The organism is Marinifilum sp. N1E240 (assembly GCF_009295825.1).
Classification (GTDB): Bacteria; Bacteroidota; Bacteroidia; order Bacteroidales; family Marinifilaceae; genus Marinifilum_A; species Marinifilum_A sediminis.
Genome location: NZ_WHKF01000004.1, coordinates 295913 through 313183, shown reverse-complemented (window position 1 = coordinate 313183; position 17271 = coordinate 295913). Strand labels below are relative to the sequence as shown.

Sequence of the window (17271 nt, the reverse complement as noted above, 5' to 3'; positions counted from 1 at the left end):
TATGCTTTGGCACAATATAAAATTATCCTTTAGAGGCTTGTTGAAAGAAAAATTAAATTCAACAATTAACATTGTCGGTTTAGCAATAGGCATGGCGGCAGTACTATTAATTTCTATCTACGTTCAGCACGAATTAAGCTATGATAAACACAATGAGAAACATGATAGAATCTTCCGAATACTAACCAAAGTTATACAAGAAGAAAAGGAGGAAATTCTACCAAATTGTCTTCGTTTAACTAAAGATAATTTTGCCAGACATATTCCAGAAATGGAGGAAGTGACTGAGATTTATAATTTGAATTATCTAAATATTAAAATAGCTGATAAAAAATTTAGAGGGATTCAAGCATTGTGTGTTGACACTAATTTTCACAAAGTTTTTACTTTAAAAAAGCTTTCTACAATCAATCCTAATAAGCTATTTTCGACACCAAATAGTGCAGTAATAAATAGGAGTACTGCCAAAAAATTATTCAATACAACTGATGCTGTTGGAAAAGAATTTGAGAGTATGGGAAAAACATTTACCATTGCTTCTGTAGTAGAAGACATTCCTCTTACTTCTCATTACGATTTTGATGTGCTTATTCCATTTACGGCTTCAGAGTATATGGACAATATGAAATCTCTGGAATATTTATCTTATGCTTTATTAAAAACAGAAATAAACACGCAAAAGGCTCTTGATAAAATAAATCGATTATATAATAAAAGATTAATTGATCGATTTGGAGTTTACAACCTTAAGGTAGAATCTCTTACTCAAAAACTAACTGATATCCATCTTAAATCAAATTATGAAACGCACCTTAAACCACAAGGTAAAATCAATTCTATTTACATTCAAATTATCCTTGCAGCATTAATCTTGGTAATTGCAATTATCAACTTCATTAATATTCTTGTTGTTCAATATGATAGCAAACTAAGTGAAATCGGCTTACAAAAAGCCATTGGTGCAACACGCTTTAGTGTGATAAAAAGAATCTTTGTTTTAACTCTTACAATGGTACTTTTTGCCATTTTACTTGGAATTATTATTTCAGAAATCCTATTACCCTTCTTTTCCGATTTAATGAACAGAAACTTGAGTATTGATTATTTTGGTAATCCAATCCTTTATCTTGGAATACCAATACTTGCAATATTAGTAGGAGTTCTTTCAGGTTTGTACCCTTCTTTTATCATCAGTAAATATTCTCCAGCAAGTATTATCAAAGGAAATACCAAATCAAATCATAAAACCAACAGGCTATCTCAGGCTTTGGTCGTATTTCAATTTTCCATATCCATGATATTAATTGCATCTGTTATTATAGTTCAAATGCAAATCAAATTCATGAAAGAAAGCGATTTGGGTTTTGAACCTGATAAAGTAATTGCCATTAACAATTTGAGTGGAAAACAGGCTCAATCATACGAGTCAATTAAACAAGAACTTCTAAACAATCCTAATATAGCAGATGTTAGTGCAAGTTCGCATTTACCTGGAGGTGGCTGTAGCGGACAAGGTTTAAAAATGGCTAATACCAGCGACGAAGCAACCAAGTTGATAAATGAATATCGAGTTGCTCCTGGCTATTTTGAACTTTTAGATATACAATTTATTGCAGGAAGTGCTTTTGGTGATTTTAGTAAGGCTGATGAAAAAAGCATAATTCTAAACGAAAAAGCTTTAGAACTATTAAATATTAAAGATGCAGTTGGTAAAAATGTTATTTTTCATGATACCATATATTCCATTAAAGGAGTCGTTAAAGATTTCCATTATGCTTCCATGTCCGAAGAAATACAACCTTTAATGTTCAGTTATTCCAAAAGAGTAGACAACATCCTGATTAAAGCAAAACATCATCAATATTCAATTGTGTTAGATGATATAAAAAGAACTATTACTCAATTTGATGAAGGAAGAGCCATAAACTATGAGTTGATCGATGATATTTGTCGCAACCGCTATCAAAAGGAAGAACAGGAAGAATCCTTAGCCATTTCTTCTTCAATTTTGTCAATTCTTCTTGCTCTACTTGGATTGTATGCTCTAACCTTATTCATAATACAACGAAGAACCAAAGAAATAGGAATTCGAAAAGTAGCAGGAGCAAGTATCCCACAAATCATTCGTTTGCTATTTTCAACTTATGCCAAATGGTTATTGATTGCATTTGTTATCTCAATTCCTTCAGTATGGTTTATCATGCATGCTTGGCTTGAAAATTTTGCCTATAAAGTTCAAATAGGTATACTTCCATTTCTAATTTCCGGAATCATTACGACTCTGTTTGCACTACTAACTGTTTCAGTACAAACCTGGAAATCTGCCAATCAAAATCCAATAGAATCTTTACGTTACGAATAAAACTTAATCGCCCAATATCAAATTAACCTTATTAACTATGATCTGGAACAACCTAAAAATAGCAATTCGAAACCTTTGGAGAGATAAAGTTTTTTCTTCGATTAACATTAGTGGATTGGCTATAGGATTAGCATGTTGTATCATTATTTTCCTATTCGTCAACGATGAGTTGAGCTATGACAAGCATCATAAGGATTTTACACAGATATATCGAATTGGAATGGAAGGAAAGTTAGGCGATATGGAGATGAAAGGACCTTTCACGGCTAACCCCATGGCTCCTACACTGCTAAACGAATTCCCCGAAGTGGAGGAAGCTATCAGAATTCGTCGATCTGAGAATTCTGTTCTTCAATACCAGAACAAAATCTTCTCGGAAGACAGGCTATTTTGGGTCGACTCCACTTTCTTCAATGTATTCACTGTCGATTTTATTTATGGAAATCCTAACAAAGCACTATCCCAATCAAGGCAAATGGTGCTTACCAAAAGTATGGCAATGAAATACTTTGGAAACCTGGAAGTGATTGGTAAAAGTTTGAAATTAAATCAAAATATTGATTATACAATTTCGGCTGTTATTGAGGATTGTCCATCCAACACGCATTTTCATTTTGATTTTTTGATCCCTTATTATGACCACTCCACATCTAATGATAATTTTTGGCTGAACGATGGCAAATACACCTATGTAAAACTCAAAAAAGGAACCAAACATAGTGATTTCAATGAAAAGTTAAACACTTTAGTAACCAAATACGTTGCTCCAGCATTAAAACAGGCTATGAACATCGATTACAATAGCATGATAAAGGAAGGAAATTACTATCGTTTCTATTCTCGTCCGATGAAAGATATTCATTTACATTCTCATTCTACTCTCGAACTAGAAAATAACGGTGACAGTATTAATGTAACCCTATTTACCATTATCGCCATTTTAATATTAGTGATTGCCTGTATAAATTTTACAAATCTGAGTACTGCAAAATCGAGTAAAAGAGCAAAGGAGATTGGAGTGAGAAAATCCTTAGGGTCATCTAAAGGGCGATTGATTTCACAGTTTTTATTCGAGTCGGTTTTACTTAGTCTCGTTGCTTTTACACTTGCAATGATTATAGTGGAATTCCTTCTTCCAATTACTTCTGTTTTAATAGGCAAAGATTTATTCCCAGATTATTTAAATAATCCTCAACTATTTTTCCTTTTCCTTGGTATTTCAGTTGCTACCGGATTACTATCAGGAGCTTACGCGGCATTTTTCCTATCATCCTTTAATCCTGCCAAAGTGTTAAAAGGAGAATTTTCGAAAGGGAAAAATAATTTGTTACTAAGAAAATCACTGGTAATTTTCCAGTTTAGTATTGCCATCTTCCTGTTTGTTGCCACTTTCACTGCCTACAAACAAATGCAATTTATCCAAAACAAAAAGTTGGGCTTCGTAAAAGAAAATATCATGGTTTTAGAAAATGCCGACGAAATAAATGATATCAGAAGCTTTAAAGAAAGCATTAAATCCTATCCTGCCATTATTAATTCAACATTTGCGTCTGCCATTCCAGGCGAGTTTCTAAATGGTAATATTATTGGTCGTAAACCCGACTTAGATCCGAATCAATATAGCTTCAGAAGGATCAGTGCAGATGCAGATTATCACAAAACGCTACAGTTGAAATTAGTGGAAGGACGGTTTTTTAATGAAGATATGGCATCTGATTCCACCAAAATATTGATCAACGAATCGGGTGTAAAAGAATTAGGATTGATCAATCCAATTGGAGAGATTATTACACGTGGAGTAGCTTATCCGCTAACCATTATAGGTGTAGTAAAGGATGTTCATGGCGATACCTTTCGCAATAAGATTCTTCCTCTAATTATTTTACCCAATAATTTAAATTTTCAATCTCGCCTTGCAATTCGATATCATGCCAACAATAAAAATACAATTCTTAATATCATTAAGAAAGAATGGAACAAATACACCACAAATATCCCTTTTGAGTATTATCATTTAGATAATCTTATTAATGATTTACACAAGCAGGAATATGCAACCATGAGAACTTTCACAATATTTGCCATTTTATCAATTCTAATTGCTATTCTGGGATTAATTGGACTAAGTTCCTACGCTACCGAACAGAGAATTAAAGAGATTGGAATACGTAAAACTTTGGGCTCGTCGGTAAGTGGTATTTTAAGAATGATGAATAAAGATTTCCTCCAATGGATTTTAATATCCATTTTGATTGCATCTCCAATTGCCTACTACTTTATGTCGAAATGGCTAGAAAACTTTGTCTACCGAGCAAGCTTAGATATTTGGATTTTTATTGTCTCAGGCTTGTTATCCTTATTTATAGCCAGCTTTACGATTAGTTTGCAAAGTTTAAAAACTGCATGTAAAAACCCTATTGAATCTTTACGTTACGAATAAAACTTAATCGCCCAATAAAATAAACCTTATTAACTATGATTTGGAACAACCTAAAAATAGCCTTTAGAAACCTTTGGAGAAACAAGGTTTACTCATTCATTAACCTGTTTGGATTAGCCATTGGTTTAGCAGGATGTATCGTACTTAGTTTGTATGTAATTGATGAGTTTAGCTACGACAAATACAATAAAAATCATGCTAGAATTTATCGCATGAACACTTCAATAAAAATGAAAGAGTTTGAATTAACTCACCCAACCTCATCACCTGTTTTGGCAGCCACTTTAATCGAGGATTTTCCTGAAATAGAAGAGGCTACCCGAATCGTTTCAACTTTCGAGTCGGTTGTTGTTGAAACCGAAGGGAAAGGCTTTGAAGAAGAACGTTTTTATTGGACCGATCCTTCTATTATCAAAATTTTTGATCTTAAAATTCTAAAAGGAAACGGATTCGAAAGTTTAAAAAACCCTCATCAACTGATTATTTCAGAAAAAACTGCTATGAAATATTATGGCAGTCTGAATGTTATTGGAAAGCAAATAAAACTGGAAGATGAAGGAAATTTTACCATTACGGCAATAGCCAAAGATTTACCTCAGAATTCTCATTTCCATTTTCATTTATTAACCTCGATTAAAACACACTTTAAAAGCAAAGTAACCAGTTTTAACAACGATGGAGCCTACACCTATGTACTTTTAAATGATAAAGCAAATGGTGAAGCATTTGTAGACAAAGTGCCAGGACTTGTAAAAAAGTATGTAGAGCCAGATTTAAAGAAATACAACAATATGACTTTGGCTGAAATGGAAGCCACTGGAGATTATTATAAATATTTTGCAATGCCATTAACCGATATTCATCTTCATTCTCATTCAATTTACGAATTGGAAACCAATGGTGATATCAATAATGTGTACATTTTCCTGTTTAGTTCAATTCTTATACTACTAATTGCATGCATTAATTTCACAAATTTAAGTACTGCAAAATCAGCACAAAGAGCAAAGGAAATAGGCGTTCGGAAAAGTCTGGGGTCTTCACGCCAAAGACTAATTATTCAATTCTTGTCCGAATCTATTTTGCTTAGCATTGCTGCACTATTGGTAGCTCTTCTTTTGGTAGAGATTTTACTTCCGTTTGCAAGCTCACTTCTCGAAAAACAACTCGAAAATTTATATCATAGCAATTCATTACTCATTCTATATTTTATAGGAATTGCCCTATTTACCGGATTATTTGCAGGCAGTTATTCAGCCTTTTATCTGTCTAAATTCGATCCGGCAAAAGTATTAAAAGGAGATTTATTTGTAAACAATGGCAAATCGACTTTAAGAAGTACCCTGGTTAGTCTTCAATTTTGCATTACCATCTTCTTATTTGTAAGCACCCTCATCGCATTTCAACAAATGAAATTCATAAACCATAAGGATTTGGGATTCAATAAAAATGAGCAATTGGTAGTAAAAAATATTCATAAAGTGAATTCGATGGATGCGTTTAAAAGTGCATTTACAAATCATACAAATATTATAAATGCATCATGTGCCAGTAATATCCCAGGAGGGTTTTACGATGGATTCTCTATTCAAAATACCGATGCAAATGACCAAAACAATTATTCGGTTCGCGCAACCACCGCAGATTTCGATTTTGCAAATACAATGAGTATGCACTTGACTGCAGGTCGATTCTTTTCCAAAGATTTTCCCTCTGATAAAAATGGAATTGTAGTAAATGAAGCTCTAGTAAAAGAAATGAAGCTTAGTAATCCTGTTGGAACAATTGTGAATACTCCGATGGGCAAAAAAACGATTCTCGGAGTGGTAAGTGATTTTCATTTTGTTTCTCTTCATATGAAAATTAGTCCTCTAATTTTTGTACATCCTGAAGGTCTACCAAAATTATATTTGGTGATCAACTACAGAGCTGGACAAAAGAAGGAAGTTTTAGCTCTTTTAAAATCTACTTGGAATGAACAAGCTCAAGGATTCCCATTGGAATATTTCTTTATGGATGACTATTTTGCTGAGTTGCACCGAAATGAAAACAATACCATGCAGCTTTTCTCAATTTTCTCAATTCTATCAATATTAATTACATGTTTAGGATTATTAGGTTTAAGCTCGTTTACAACAGAACAGCGTACCAAGGAAATTGGTGTTCGAAAAGTTTTGGGTGCAAGTAATTTTAGCATCTTACATCTACTGAATAAAGACATTTTAAAATGGATGCTATTTGCAATTATCACGACCAGTCCTATCGCCTGGTACATCATGAATGGTTGGTTGAGTAATTTTGCCTATAAAACAGAAATTCATTGGTATGTATTTCTAATTTCAGGAGGATGTGCCATGTTTTTAGCCATAGCAACTATCAGTTGGCAGGCTTGGGTTGCCACCAGAAAAGATCCTATCGAATCTTTGCGATATGAATAATAAAACTATAAACCCCGATACAAATATATCGGGGTTTATAGTTTACAGTAAACTGATAGCCACTTCGTAAATAGAATCTACTCTATGACTTTCTGGTTCTGAACTTCCCTTGGCATATCCCAGATCACTCAATCGTAAGTGAGTATAATCACACAAGCCATTTTTCTCCATAGTAATTCGCCCACAGTCCAAATTACATCCATCAATCACCAAAGTTTTTGAACCTTTAACCGATTCAATCATTTTGGGGATTCCTGCACCAACAAAAGCCAAACATTTCATTTGTGCGAGATTGTTCTTTTTTATTTTTCTGGCTACCAAATCAGTTAATTCCCCAACATCTGCAGCTCCAGAACAAGCAAAAACCACTTTATTGCTTTTGTCATCACAAGTACACGATTTTTTTCCCATTACCAACTGTTTATTGATTTATGACTTATTTCAAATGCTTCATATTCTGTTCCAACTCAATCGCAATTCTATCAAAAACTTCATCAAACTCACCTACTCCGTCAACTTTTTTCACATCATGTAACTGATTGTATTTCTCAATTACGGGTACTGTTTTTTGTTCATGCTCCTGAAGTCGTTTAACAATTTTAGAGGTTTCGGTATCGTAAGGCATGCACCTATCTGTTTTGCTTCGAGCGTCTAACCTGTTTATCAATTCAAGTGTTGGTACATCAATTTCTATCACTTTTGATATGGATGAATTATGTTTTTTCAATAATCCATCCAAAATGTAGGACTGGACCAATGTTCTAGGAAACCCCTTAAAAATAAAACCTTTTACACCGTTGGAATTTTCAATCTTCTTTTCGATCAATTGAACAACGATTTCATCTGGTACCAATTCCCCATTTTCATACAACTCAATAATTCTTTTGCCTATTTCCGATCCATTTCTAATTTCATGATCCAACATTTGTCCGGTGGCTACATATTCCAAACCATATTTCTTAGCCAATGCAATTCCTTGCGATCCTCTTCCCGATCCTGGATATCCAAACAATACCACATTGTACAAGCTTTTTGCCAATTCAGCCTTTATTATCTTCTGAATATCCAAATTTACCTTATCAATAGATTGATTTCCATCTATCCCAAAATAGATTCCCTTATCCTTATAGAACTGTAATACAGGTAACGTTTTATCCCTGTATTCTCTCAATCTGTTGCGAATTACAGATTCATTATCATCTGATCTGCCAGAGGTTTTTCCGCGATTCAATAAACGAGCCACAGATATCTCCTCTTCAACTTCCAAACTAATTAAACAACTCAATGAAGTATTTAATTTGATCATTAAGCCTTCCAAAATATAGGTCTGAATGTAGGTTCTTGGAAATCCATCAAACAAAAATCCATTGGCATCAGGATTTGCAGTAATGGTTTTCTCTATAATCTGAACAATAATCTCATCAGAAACCAATCCTCCCGAAGCAATGATACTTTGTGCTTCCAAACCCAATTTACTTTTCTCCTTAATTTCTTTACGAAGCAAATCTCCTGTTGAAATATAGAACAGGTTGTATTTTTTAATTAAGTATTCCGATTGAGTTCCTTTTCCTGCACCCGGAGGTCCGAATAACGCGATATTCAACATAGGCTTGTATTTGTAGAATTAGAATTTAGTGCGAACGATACTACAATGTAACATATATCAAAATCAAGGTCAAGTGTTTTTGTCACTTATAACCGATGTATTTCAATAAAATTGATTCATTCAATAGCTGCCAATTAAGATTCATCGTAAACCAATCGATAATTCTCGATATCATCAACAAACAAAAAACCCTTAGCTGTTAATTTACTGACACTTAAGTGTAAATTCAAAATCTCTTTATTCAAATAAGATTCATTTTAAACAAGAGATATAAATAGATAGATATCAAGCTTTTCCGTAAATTATAGTATCAATCAAAATCTAATCGTATGAGACTTCCCAAATCATTTTACAACTGGACATCTATTTTGGGTGCTAGTATTGCTAGTATTGCCTTCTTTCTGATTGTATTTTTCTTTGTGATTTCAATTCTATTTGATCAAGGAAGTTCATATATGGGACTTATCATCTATATCGTCTTACCTGTATTTATGGTAATAGGAATGATTTTAATTCCTATAGGCATGATCATTCAAATAAGACGAAGGAGCAAACAAATTTTCATAACAGAAAGTATGAGATGGCCCAAAGTTGATTTAAATAATCAAAAACATAGAAATGCATTTTCTTTATTTGTGATCATTAGTTTCATATTTCTGTTTCTTTCTTCAATAGGTAGCTACGAAGCTTTCGTATATAGTGAATCAGTACCATTTTGTGGAACACTTTGCCATGAAGTTATGGAACCCGAATATGTCACATATCAGCAATCTGCTCATGCAAGAGTTGCTTGTGTTGAATGTCATGTAGGAGAAGGTGCCGATTGGTTTGTGCGATCCAAATTAAGTGGTTTGTATCAGGTTTATGCAGTTCTTTCCGACAATTTTCCAAGACCAATTCCAACACCTATTGCCAATTTACGACCTGCTCAAGAAACTTGTGAACACTGCCATTGGCCCGAAAAATTTTATCCTAAACGCATTAAAAATCAGAGGAATTTTTTAGCAGACAGTTTGAACTCTGAATGGAACATACAACTTATAATGAAGATAGGACCTGATCATCATACACAACAACTTTCTGAAGGAATTCATTGGCATATTAATCCCAATATTAAAATTGAATTCATGTCTACTGACGAAAAAAATGAATTTATTCAATGGGTTAAATACACGAATTTAGAAACAGGAGAAGAATACATTTATGAAGATCAAATGATGGAACCAGATTCGATGTTCTATGCCGATGCAAAATTGCATACTATGGATTGCATGGACTGCCATAATCGCCCATCGCATATCTACCTTTCTCCTCCCGATTTTATTGATGCTGCACTAGCTAAGGGCAGTATTAATTCAAACATTCCATATATAAAATTGGCAGCAATGGAAGCTCTATCGGAAATATACAATACAAAAGATAGTGCTAACTTATTGATAGAAGAAAAGATTCTAAACTTTTACAAAGACAATCATTCAGACATTGCCATATCGCATAAAAATGATATAAAACTGGCAGTAAACGAAATTAGAAATTCCTATCACCAAAATACATTTCCTGCTATGAAAGTACGTTGGGATATTTATCCCGATCACAAAAGTCATATGGAATCACAAGGATGTTTTCGTTGCCACGACAACATGCATTCTACTAAGAATGGTCGAGTTATTTCAAAAGATTGTAATTTATGCCACTCCATAACTACCCAAGGCAAACCAGGTTCTCTTCAATTTGCGCTTTCTGGAAATAGTCTCGAATTCAAACATCCAATTGATATTGGTACCGATTGGAAAGAGTATTCTTGTGTTGATTGTCATGCATATTTATATCCTTAAATCACTGTATGAACTCATTCTATTTGGAATTGTTTTAATTAAAGAAGATATTCGCAATTAAGAATGAACAAATCAAGATATGAGCAATAATAGACTTAGCGGAGAAGAACTACACGAATTAGGAATAAAATGGGTTTATAAGCATATAAAGGATGAATTTGAAGTATTATCTGTAAATATTGAATTCGAAAAAAATCCACAAATTCTAGCGAAAAAAGATGATGAAATGCATTTTATTGTGGTAAAAACCAGCACCTATCCAGATGTTGGATCATTGTCGCCGATGGCAGCTGAAGAAATTATAAAGCACGCAGATAAGCACAAAGCAAAAATTCTATTTGCTCACGTAGGAGTTGCTAATGCTGATGCTAAAGATGATAATGGAATGCAATATCCTGAAAAAGGTGGGCAATACTATATCAATTATACAGGCTTGACTATAGAACCAAATATTCTGTTAGACCCAACTAACATTTAAAATTCTTCTAATTATGAATTCTAAAGATGATTTTAAACAAATCAGACATGAATATGGAAAAAAGGAATTGCTTGAGACAGATATAAATGCAAATCCGATAATTCAATTTGAGGATTGGTTTAATGAAGCAGTAGACCAAAAAATATCTGATGCTAATGCCATGACATTATCGACGGTTTCTTCTGAAGGACGCCCATCAGCAAGAATTTTACTGTTGAAAAACTACGACGAAAATGGATTTTATTTTTTCACGAATTACAATAGCCGAAAAAGCATTGAGTTGGAACAGAATCCTTATGCTTGCATGGTATTTTTTTGGTCTGATTTAGAAAGGCAAATAAGAATCGAAGGAAAAATTGAAAAAATTGAACCTAGACTGTCTGATGAATATTTTTTCGAAAGACCGATTGGAAGTAGAGTGGCAGCTGCCATATCACCTCAGAGTGAAGAAATTAAAAACCGTGACTATTTAGATAAACTGGTGAATGAGTTTAAAACCGAACATGGTGAAAAATTTGAAAGACCAGAATATTGGGGAGGTTACCGATTAATTCCTGACAGTTTTGAATTTTGGCAAGGACGAAAAAACAGATTAAATGATAGAATTGAATATCGATTAATTGAAAAGAAGTGGAAAAATAGAAGACTAGCCCCTTAAAAAACATCATTAGTCTAATGAAAACATCCACTCATACAAAAAAATGAAAAATATCACATTTCAAGGGTTACCTTTTCCACATTTATAGAATAAAGAAGTGAAGACTCCCATCTTGTCCAGATGGTTCTTCATTCAGTAAATTGTATGTAGTAAAAGCACCCCGATGATTTAATCACGGGGTGTTCTTTTTATATGATAGTACTTAGCCAATTTCTCTTCAATAAAATTATCGTATCCCATACATACTTTTTGGGAAAAATGAACTGCTATTTCAACCAAGTTCCTTATCTGCGATTCTAACATTTTATCTATATCATCAAGTTTTATATCATTTTGAACAAGATAATATGCAATAGCAGCATTGAATGTATCACCAGCACCAACTGTGCTTATTGGATTAATTTGGGGAACCTCAAAAACATATTCATTCCCTATAATTACATATACTCCATTTTTATTGGCTGTGTAAATTAATTTAGCCGAAGTAAATTCGTTCATCCATTTATATGCTGATTTTGCTGAAGTCGCTTTGCAAATCAATTCAAAATCTTCGTTAGAAGCTTTTACGATATCACACAGTTGAATATTTTCTTTTATAAAAGGGAGAACCTCTTCTAGTAAGGGTAAATGCTGAGCTCGAAAATTAGGATCGTATATTATTATAGCACCTTTAGATTTACATTCCTTCAAAAAATCCACTAAGGCTGATCTAAATTCAAGCTTTATAGCAAGGAAAGATCCAAACAGAACAATGTCATTCTTTTCCACACAAGTAGGAAATTTTATACATGTCTCAAGTCCCTTTCTGGTTTTATAAAATGAATAATCCGCATTTTTCTTTTCATCCAGAAATGCCAATGCTAAATTTGAATTGGTGTCTGTAAAGCGAGCTATATGATTTGTATCAACATTATTTTGCTTCAAAAAATCAAAAATCTGTTCTCCTACTCTATCAACACCTAATTCACTTATTAAGGAAACATTTACTCCCAATCTGCCCAAACTAACAGAGGAGTTTAAGAAGGATCCGCCCGGCTTCGCTTCAACAGGTTTATCATTTTCAAAAAAGAGATCTAAGACACAATCACCAATAGTATAAACTGTACGCATTAAAGTTGATTTTAATTATTCCAACAAAACTACGAATTCAAATATTCAAAAAAGCACGAACTTCTGAATAGAGTGTCTGGATTTAATACTATTCTTCTTCATTTCACTTGTTTTAGCTCAACTAAAAGAAAAAACAATACAAAATTGACTAAAAAATGACTTAATTTTACTCTAAAGTGACATCGACGGTCACAATATTTCACTTTCTCTCAAAAAAAATATAATTTAGATTCATTCTTTATAACTTTCAAACCATCAAGATGAAATCGTTTTCGATTCATCCATTTTTAGCAAGCTTAAAAAAGCACGGTTAAATTAAATAGATTTGAACTATAGTGAGGAATGCAGGAATTTTTGCCACATCAAAAAATAAAGTAAATTTGGTTCCGTCATTCCCTAAGCAAAAATAAATTGGAGACATATGCAAAGTAAAAAACCAAGCGAAATTGAAGTGAACCAAAAGAAGAGTAAAGGTGATCAAAAAGATTTAATCCGTTACATTAATCTTCAGTTGGCGGCAATGGGACAACCCATTTTTAAAGAAGAATCAACAGAAGAAGAACAACTTTCTGACCCTAAATTTATAGAGCTAACTGATAGCTTGATTAAAAACTATCGTGCAAAATCACGTTTATTAGCCGACCACCTTTGTCCAGCCGATCAGCGTATACAAGATTTTCTAAACGATTATCTTGCTGATGTAGATGATGAAGTTGCACAAATACCAACATCTACATTTGTTTTAGATCAACCGGGAATCGCAAGAGAACTGAGTTTACCTCCAAATAAGGATGAACACATAACAGATCTATTAAGTTCTTACAGAATAGAACAAGGTGTTCTACACAATCCAAAACACGATAGAAGAACTACCAAAGGTTCTTTCCACATTGTAGATGGAAGCCTACCTGTTCCTTTGGATAAAATTGAAGTACCAAAGAAAGCATTTGCTAAATTCTTACAAGCTGCTTTCTCTCCTTCAGAAGAAACCAAACAAATTCCATTTACAGCTTCTCAGGAAGACAAAGCTAAGATGATGGTATCTCTTTTACTTCGTCCAACTGTATGTCCTGAAGTTAAAGGAGTTATCAGTCAGAAGTCAATGGAAGTTCGTTTCTTCGCTCCTGGTAGCCTTGTAAGTAACCTTGATTTTGTGGAATCTATTTTCGGTAATGCTGGAGATCCTAACATTCCTGCAAATGATGCTGGTTTGGATATTGAACACTGGACAGGACATACTGGATGTATTGTTTTGGCTCCACAATTGTTGAAACTTACCAAGAAAGAATTAGGTTTACCTCATTACGATGATGCAACTGAACGTCAGAAAAGAGATGGTGTTTGCTGGATCAAAGAAGATGAGCTTTATAATAACGGAAGTGCATTTAAATTAACTTGCCGTAGCGAAAAAGGTGTGGTAATTACTTTAATTGCAGATAACTATTTCGGATACTCTAAAAAAGAGATCAAAACTCAAATCAGTTTCTCGGCTAACCTATACGGATTGGCAGAAGAAGAGCATGCTGGTGGAGCTATTGCTTTCCCTAGAAAGAATTTAGGTGATAGTTTTAGTGGAGCACTATTCATGAAAAATGTATTGAAGAAACAATACAGCTATGATGAAATGGTAAAAGAATTTGGTGCTACTATGGATGTTCACCCTGAAGGATTTGCTGTTGACAAAGAGTATCCAAACATCTATTACATCAATGAAAATTCAAATATTGATGTTTATGAAAGTAAGGTAAGCTGGGAAAAAGATAGTGAAGAACAGAGCATTCGTCTACTTCCTGATCACTACTATGTTCACCCATCAGGATATAAAATGCACATGGAAAAACATCCATCTGCACCATCATGGAGATTGGTAAGTACTGCCTCTGAAGGAACATTCTGCCACAAGCCATGTACTGTTTCAGGAGGTGGTAAATCAGAAATTTCCAAATCACTTCTAAATGCAATTATCTATAGCTCTTTCTATGTGCAAGACATGGAAAAAGACTTTAATTTAGCTGACGAAGTAATTAATCACGATTATACAAAACGTTGGAAAGATCATCCAGATAGAACGACTCCATCGAGATCATTATTAAGTTCTGATCGTTCTTTAGGATCTGTAGTTAAGTTATTAACTCCATCGAAATATTATACTGCTGAATACAATGCATTTTTGGATACAATTCCAGATCACGTTAAGGCATTAGTTCTATTTGTTAAGAGATTCTATCGCCCTGAGCGTACTGATAGCAACTGGAGAGACTATTTCTCAGTTGACGTTATCAATGGAAGAAAAGGACACGAATTGTTATTCAACAACCGTAAAATTGTAGCAAGTTACCTGCGTGTAGGATTTGCTGATGACAATTCATGGTATTTGAATAAGTTGCGTCAGGACTTTATTGCTGCTGCTAAAATTCAAATGGAGGATGATATTACAGCATCTGTAGTTCTTCCTGCAAACAGCTTGAATTACCTTAACGAAGCTTACGACAATGCTAGTGTGAAGTTAACTGCCAACTGCGAGAAGAGATTCTTCCAGCGTCCTGATGAAGCAATTCACAGAGGATATGATAAGGAAGCGGAAGCGGATCTATCAATGAGAAATAACTTTACTTCAAACTACGAACCATTATCTACTGAAGATGGTAAGGATTTAATTGCTGATGCTATTGGTTTTGATATGTACACCAAACCAATTCAGGAAGTAATTAAGCGAGGAGCTGAAAGTAAGAATTCAAACTATTTCATCTCACCATCTCATCCAAGAATTGTAAATGGTGCTCCATCAAAGAATCCAAGGTATTTGCAAATCAGACCTGATTTGGTAAATCCAATTGACGATCGTTTGGCTGATGTTGGTATTCGATTAGCAAGAAGAATTCCATTGGATCAACCTGTTCATCACCCAGTAAATGCTGTTCTTCCAGGACGTAGAAATAATCCTGCTGAGAAAGAAGTTGGTATTCGTGCTTTGAGTGTATATAACCCAATTCACTACCAAGAGTTACCTGAATTGTTCATGGACTTTATCTGTAGTTTAACTGGTAAATCTCCTTCAACAACAGGAGCGGGTACAGAAGGTGCATTGACAAAAGGTCCTTTCAACATGTTGTCACCAACAACTGACTTAAACAATGCGTTACTTTCGTATATCCTAACTGGATATCAGGGATTCTCATCTGCAGCGGGTCACGTTGGAACAGAGAACAGATTCGATCATGATGTATCATTATTGATTCCTGAATTGTGGTGTCGCTTGAAAGAAGAGAATCGTAATCCTAAGTTGTTAATAAAAGAAGGATCTCTTGAGAAATTGGAAGATTTCGAATTTGAAGGAGAAAAGATTGAAGCTTCTCGTTTAGGATATCGTATTACAGACGAATTCTTATTCCGCTATATGAACCGTATTTTCGATGAGCCTCAGAATGTATTCAATGAAAGAATGCTGAAGCCGGAAATTCAGGATATGGAAGCTTATGCAGATGGGATTAAGAATATCTGCGAAGCTCAGGAAAAAGTTGCGGTAAATTACTTTAAAGATAATAGTGTTGATGCTGCTATTCCTCCATTAAAAATTCTTTTAAGCATTATGGCTTATGGAGAATTTGAAGGAAAACACATTTCTGATTCAGAATTGCGTAAGCAATTTGATCGTGATGTTGTCATCAAGTCTGACTGGTACAAAGAAAGATTGAAGCGCAAACAGCAAATCGATATTGAATTCTACGAAAAACAGATTGCATATATTGAGTCGTTCATGGCTGAAAAGTTGAACTCAGAATGGAGTGAAGACTTAAGTCTGGAAGACAGATATGCAAAAGCTAAAAAAGATTTAGAAAAAGTGAAATCTGAAGAGTACCTGCAAAGTTTAGTAGGTACAATTGGAGCTGATCCGCTTTGCAGAAGAGCAGAGTAAATAAATCTTCAAGAATAAATTTTAAGAGTGACTCATTTAATTATGGGTTGCTCTTTTTTTATGCCATAAAATTAAAAGCAAAAAATAGCCCGTGATATAGGGGAAATCACGGGCAACAATTCTAAAGGATTAATTAACCTACTAACCAACCTTACGGTTGAACCTTTAACTCATTACTACCTTTCGGTAGAATTTCTAGACTCTAAAGATAAAATTTTTTTTCATTTATCCACATAATAAGATAACGAATGTAAATTCTTTAAAACAATTCTACATAACAGATAATATATCACAACTCAAAAACAAAGACAATTATGTATATTTATACACATGTGCTTTTATAAAGTAAATCCTTTTAGCAAGTATATATACTTAAATCAGCCTTTACGAATGTAAAGGCTGATAAATAAATTTGGAACATTATAGTA

10 protein-coding genes are annotated in these 17271 nt (G+C 33.8%); 7 read left to right on the top strand and 3 right to left on the bottom strand.

Features of this window, described 5'->3' with window-relative positions; all coding sequences use genetic code 11:
- Position 1: 1 nt before the first annotated feature.
- Genes GCQ56_RS12715 through GCQ56_RS12705 form a run of 3 tightly spaced genes read left to right on the top strand, consistent with a single transcriptional unit; the run spans position 2 to position 7240 of the window.
- Positions 2-2362, top strand: a complete 2361-nt coding sequence (locus GCQ56_RS12715) for an ABC transporter permease (RefSeq protein ID WP_152734853.1) — start codon at positions 2-4, stop codon at positions 2360-2362.
- 37 nt (positions 2363-2399) lie between these two features.
- Positions 2400-4802, top strand: coding sequence for an ABC transporter permease (locus GCQ56_RS12710; RefSeq protein ID WP_152734852.1), 2403 nt, complete (start codon positions 2400-2402; stop codon positions 4800-4802).
- A 35-nt stretch (positions 4803-4837) separates the two neighbouring features.
- Entirely contained in the window at positions 4838-7240 is a 2403-nt protein-coding gene (locus tag GCQ56_RS12705; protein ID WP_152734851.1) for an ABC transporter permease, read from the top strand.
- 42 nt (positions 7241-7282) lie between these two features.
- Here GCQ56_RS12705 and GCQ56_RS12700 read toward each other — a convergent pair whose 3' ends face one another.
- Both GCQ56_RS12700 and GCQ56_RS12695 read right to left on the bottom strand, forming a co-directional pair.
- Positions 7283-7651 (bottom strand): putative zinc-binding protein, encoded by a 369-nt coding sequence (locus GCQ56_RS12700; protein ID WP_152734850.1) that lies wholly within the window; start codon positions 7649-7651, stop codon positions 7283-7285.
- 25 nt (positions 7652-7676) lie between these two features.
- Positions 7677-8846: an adenylate kinase gene (locus GCQ56_RS12695; RefSeq protein WP_152734849.1), complete on the bottom strand. Its 1170-nt coding sequence runs from the start codon at positions 8844-8846 to the stop codon at positions 7677-7679.
- A gap of 329 nt (positions 8847-9175) precedes the next feature.
- Between GCQ56_RS12695 and GCQ56_RS12690 the strand changes: the two genes are divergently transcribed.
- From GCQ56_RS12690 to pdxH, 3 genes are all read left to right on the top strand, one after another.
- On the top strand, positions 9176-10681 hold the full coding sequence (locus GCQ56_RS12690; RefSeq protein ID WP_152734848.1) for a NapC/NirT family cytochrome c: 1506 nt from the start codon (positions 9176-9178) through the stop codon (positions 10679-10681).
- A gap of 79 nt (positions 10682-10760) precedes the next feature.
- Positions 10761-11159: a hypothetical protein gene (locus GCQ56_RS12685; protein WP_152734847.1), complete on the top strand. Its 399-nt coding sequence runs from the start codon at positions 10761-10763 to the stop codon at positions 11157-11159.
- A gap of 13 nt (positions 11160-11172) precedes the next feature.
- Positions 11173-11817 carry a pyridoxamine 5'-phosphate oxidase gene (pdxH, locus tag GCQ56_RS12680; RefSeq protein WP_152734846.1) on the top strand — a complete coding sequence of 215 codons (645 nt, stop codon included), beginning with the start codon at positions 11173-11175 and terminating at the stop codon, positions 11815-11817.
- A 168-nt stretch (positions 11818-11985) separates the two neighbouring features.
- On the opposite strand, the gene GCQ56_RS12675 is transcribed toward pdxH, so the two are convergent.
- Positions 11986-12927: a PfkB family carbohydrate kinase gene (locus tag GCQ56_RS12675; RefSeq protein ID WP_152734845.1), complete on the bottom strand. Its 942-nt coding sequence runs from the start codon at positions 12925-12927 to the stop codon at positions 11986-11988.
- Between the two features lie 421 nt (positions 12928-13348).
- On the opposite strand from GCQ56_RS12675, the gene GCQ56_RS12670 reads away from it, so the two are divergent.
- Positions 13349-16843, top strand: a complete 3495-nt coding sequence (locus GCQ56_RS12670) for a hypothetical protein (protein ID WP_152734844.1) — start codon at positions 13349-13351, stop codon at positions 16841-16843.
- The last annotated feature ends 428 nt before the right edge of the window (positions 16844-17271 follow it).

What these genes read in the sequence shown, in the direction of transcription:
- GCQ56_RS12675 (WP_152734845.1), bottom strand. Translation starts at nt 12,927, where the DNA reads ATGCGTACAGTTTATACTATTGGTGATTGTGTCTTAGATCTCTTTTTT.
- GCQ56_RS12715 (WP_152734853.1), top strand. Translation starts at nt 2, where the DNA reads ATGCTTTGGCACAATATAAAATTATCCTTTAGAGGCTTGTTGAAAGAA.
- GCQ56_RS12705 (WP_152734851.1), top strand. Translation starts at nt 4,838, where the DNA reads ATGATTTGGAACAACCTAAAAATAGCCTTTAGAAACCTTTGGAGAAAC.
- pdxH (WP_152734846.1), top strand. Translation starts at nt 11,173, where the DNA reads ATGAATTCTAAAGATGATTTTAAACAAATCAGACATGAATATGGAAAA.
- GCQ56_RS12710 (WP_152734852.1), top strand. Translation starts at nt 2,400, where the DNA reads ATGATCTGGAACAACCTAAAAATAGCAATTCGAAACCTTTGGAGAGAT.
- GCQ56_RS12700 (WP_152734850.1), bottom strand. Translation starts at nt 7,651, where the DNA reads ATGGGAAAAAAATCGTGTACTTGTGATGACAAAAGCAATAAAGTGGTT.
- GCQ56_RS12695 (WP_152734849.1), bottom strand. Translation starts at nt 8,846, where the DNA reads ATGTTGAATATCGCGTTATTCGGACCTCCGGGTGCAGGAAAAGGAACT.
- GCQ56_RS12685 (WP_152734847.1), top strand. Translation starts at nt 10,761, where the DNA reads ATGAGCAATAATAGACTTAGCGGAGAAGAACTACACGAATTAGGAATA.
- GCQ56_RS12690 (WP_152734848.1), top strand. Translation starts at nt 9,176, where the DNA reads ATGAGACTTCCCAAATCATTTTACAACTGGACATCTATTTTGGGTGCT.
- GCQ56_RS12670 (WP_152734844.1), top strand. Translation starts at nt 13,349, where the DNA reads ATGCAAAGTAAAAAACCAAGCGAAATTGAAGTGAACCAAAAGAAGAGT.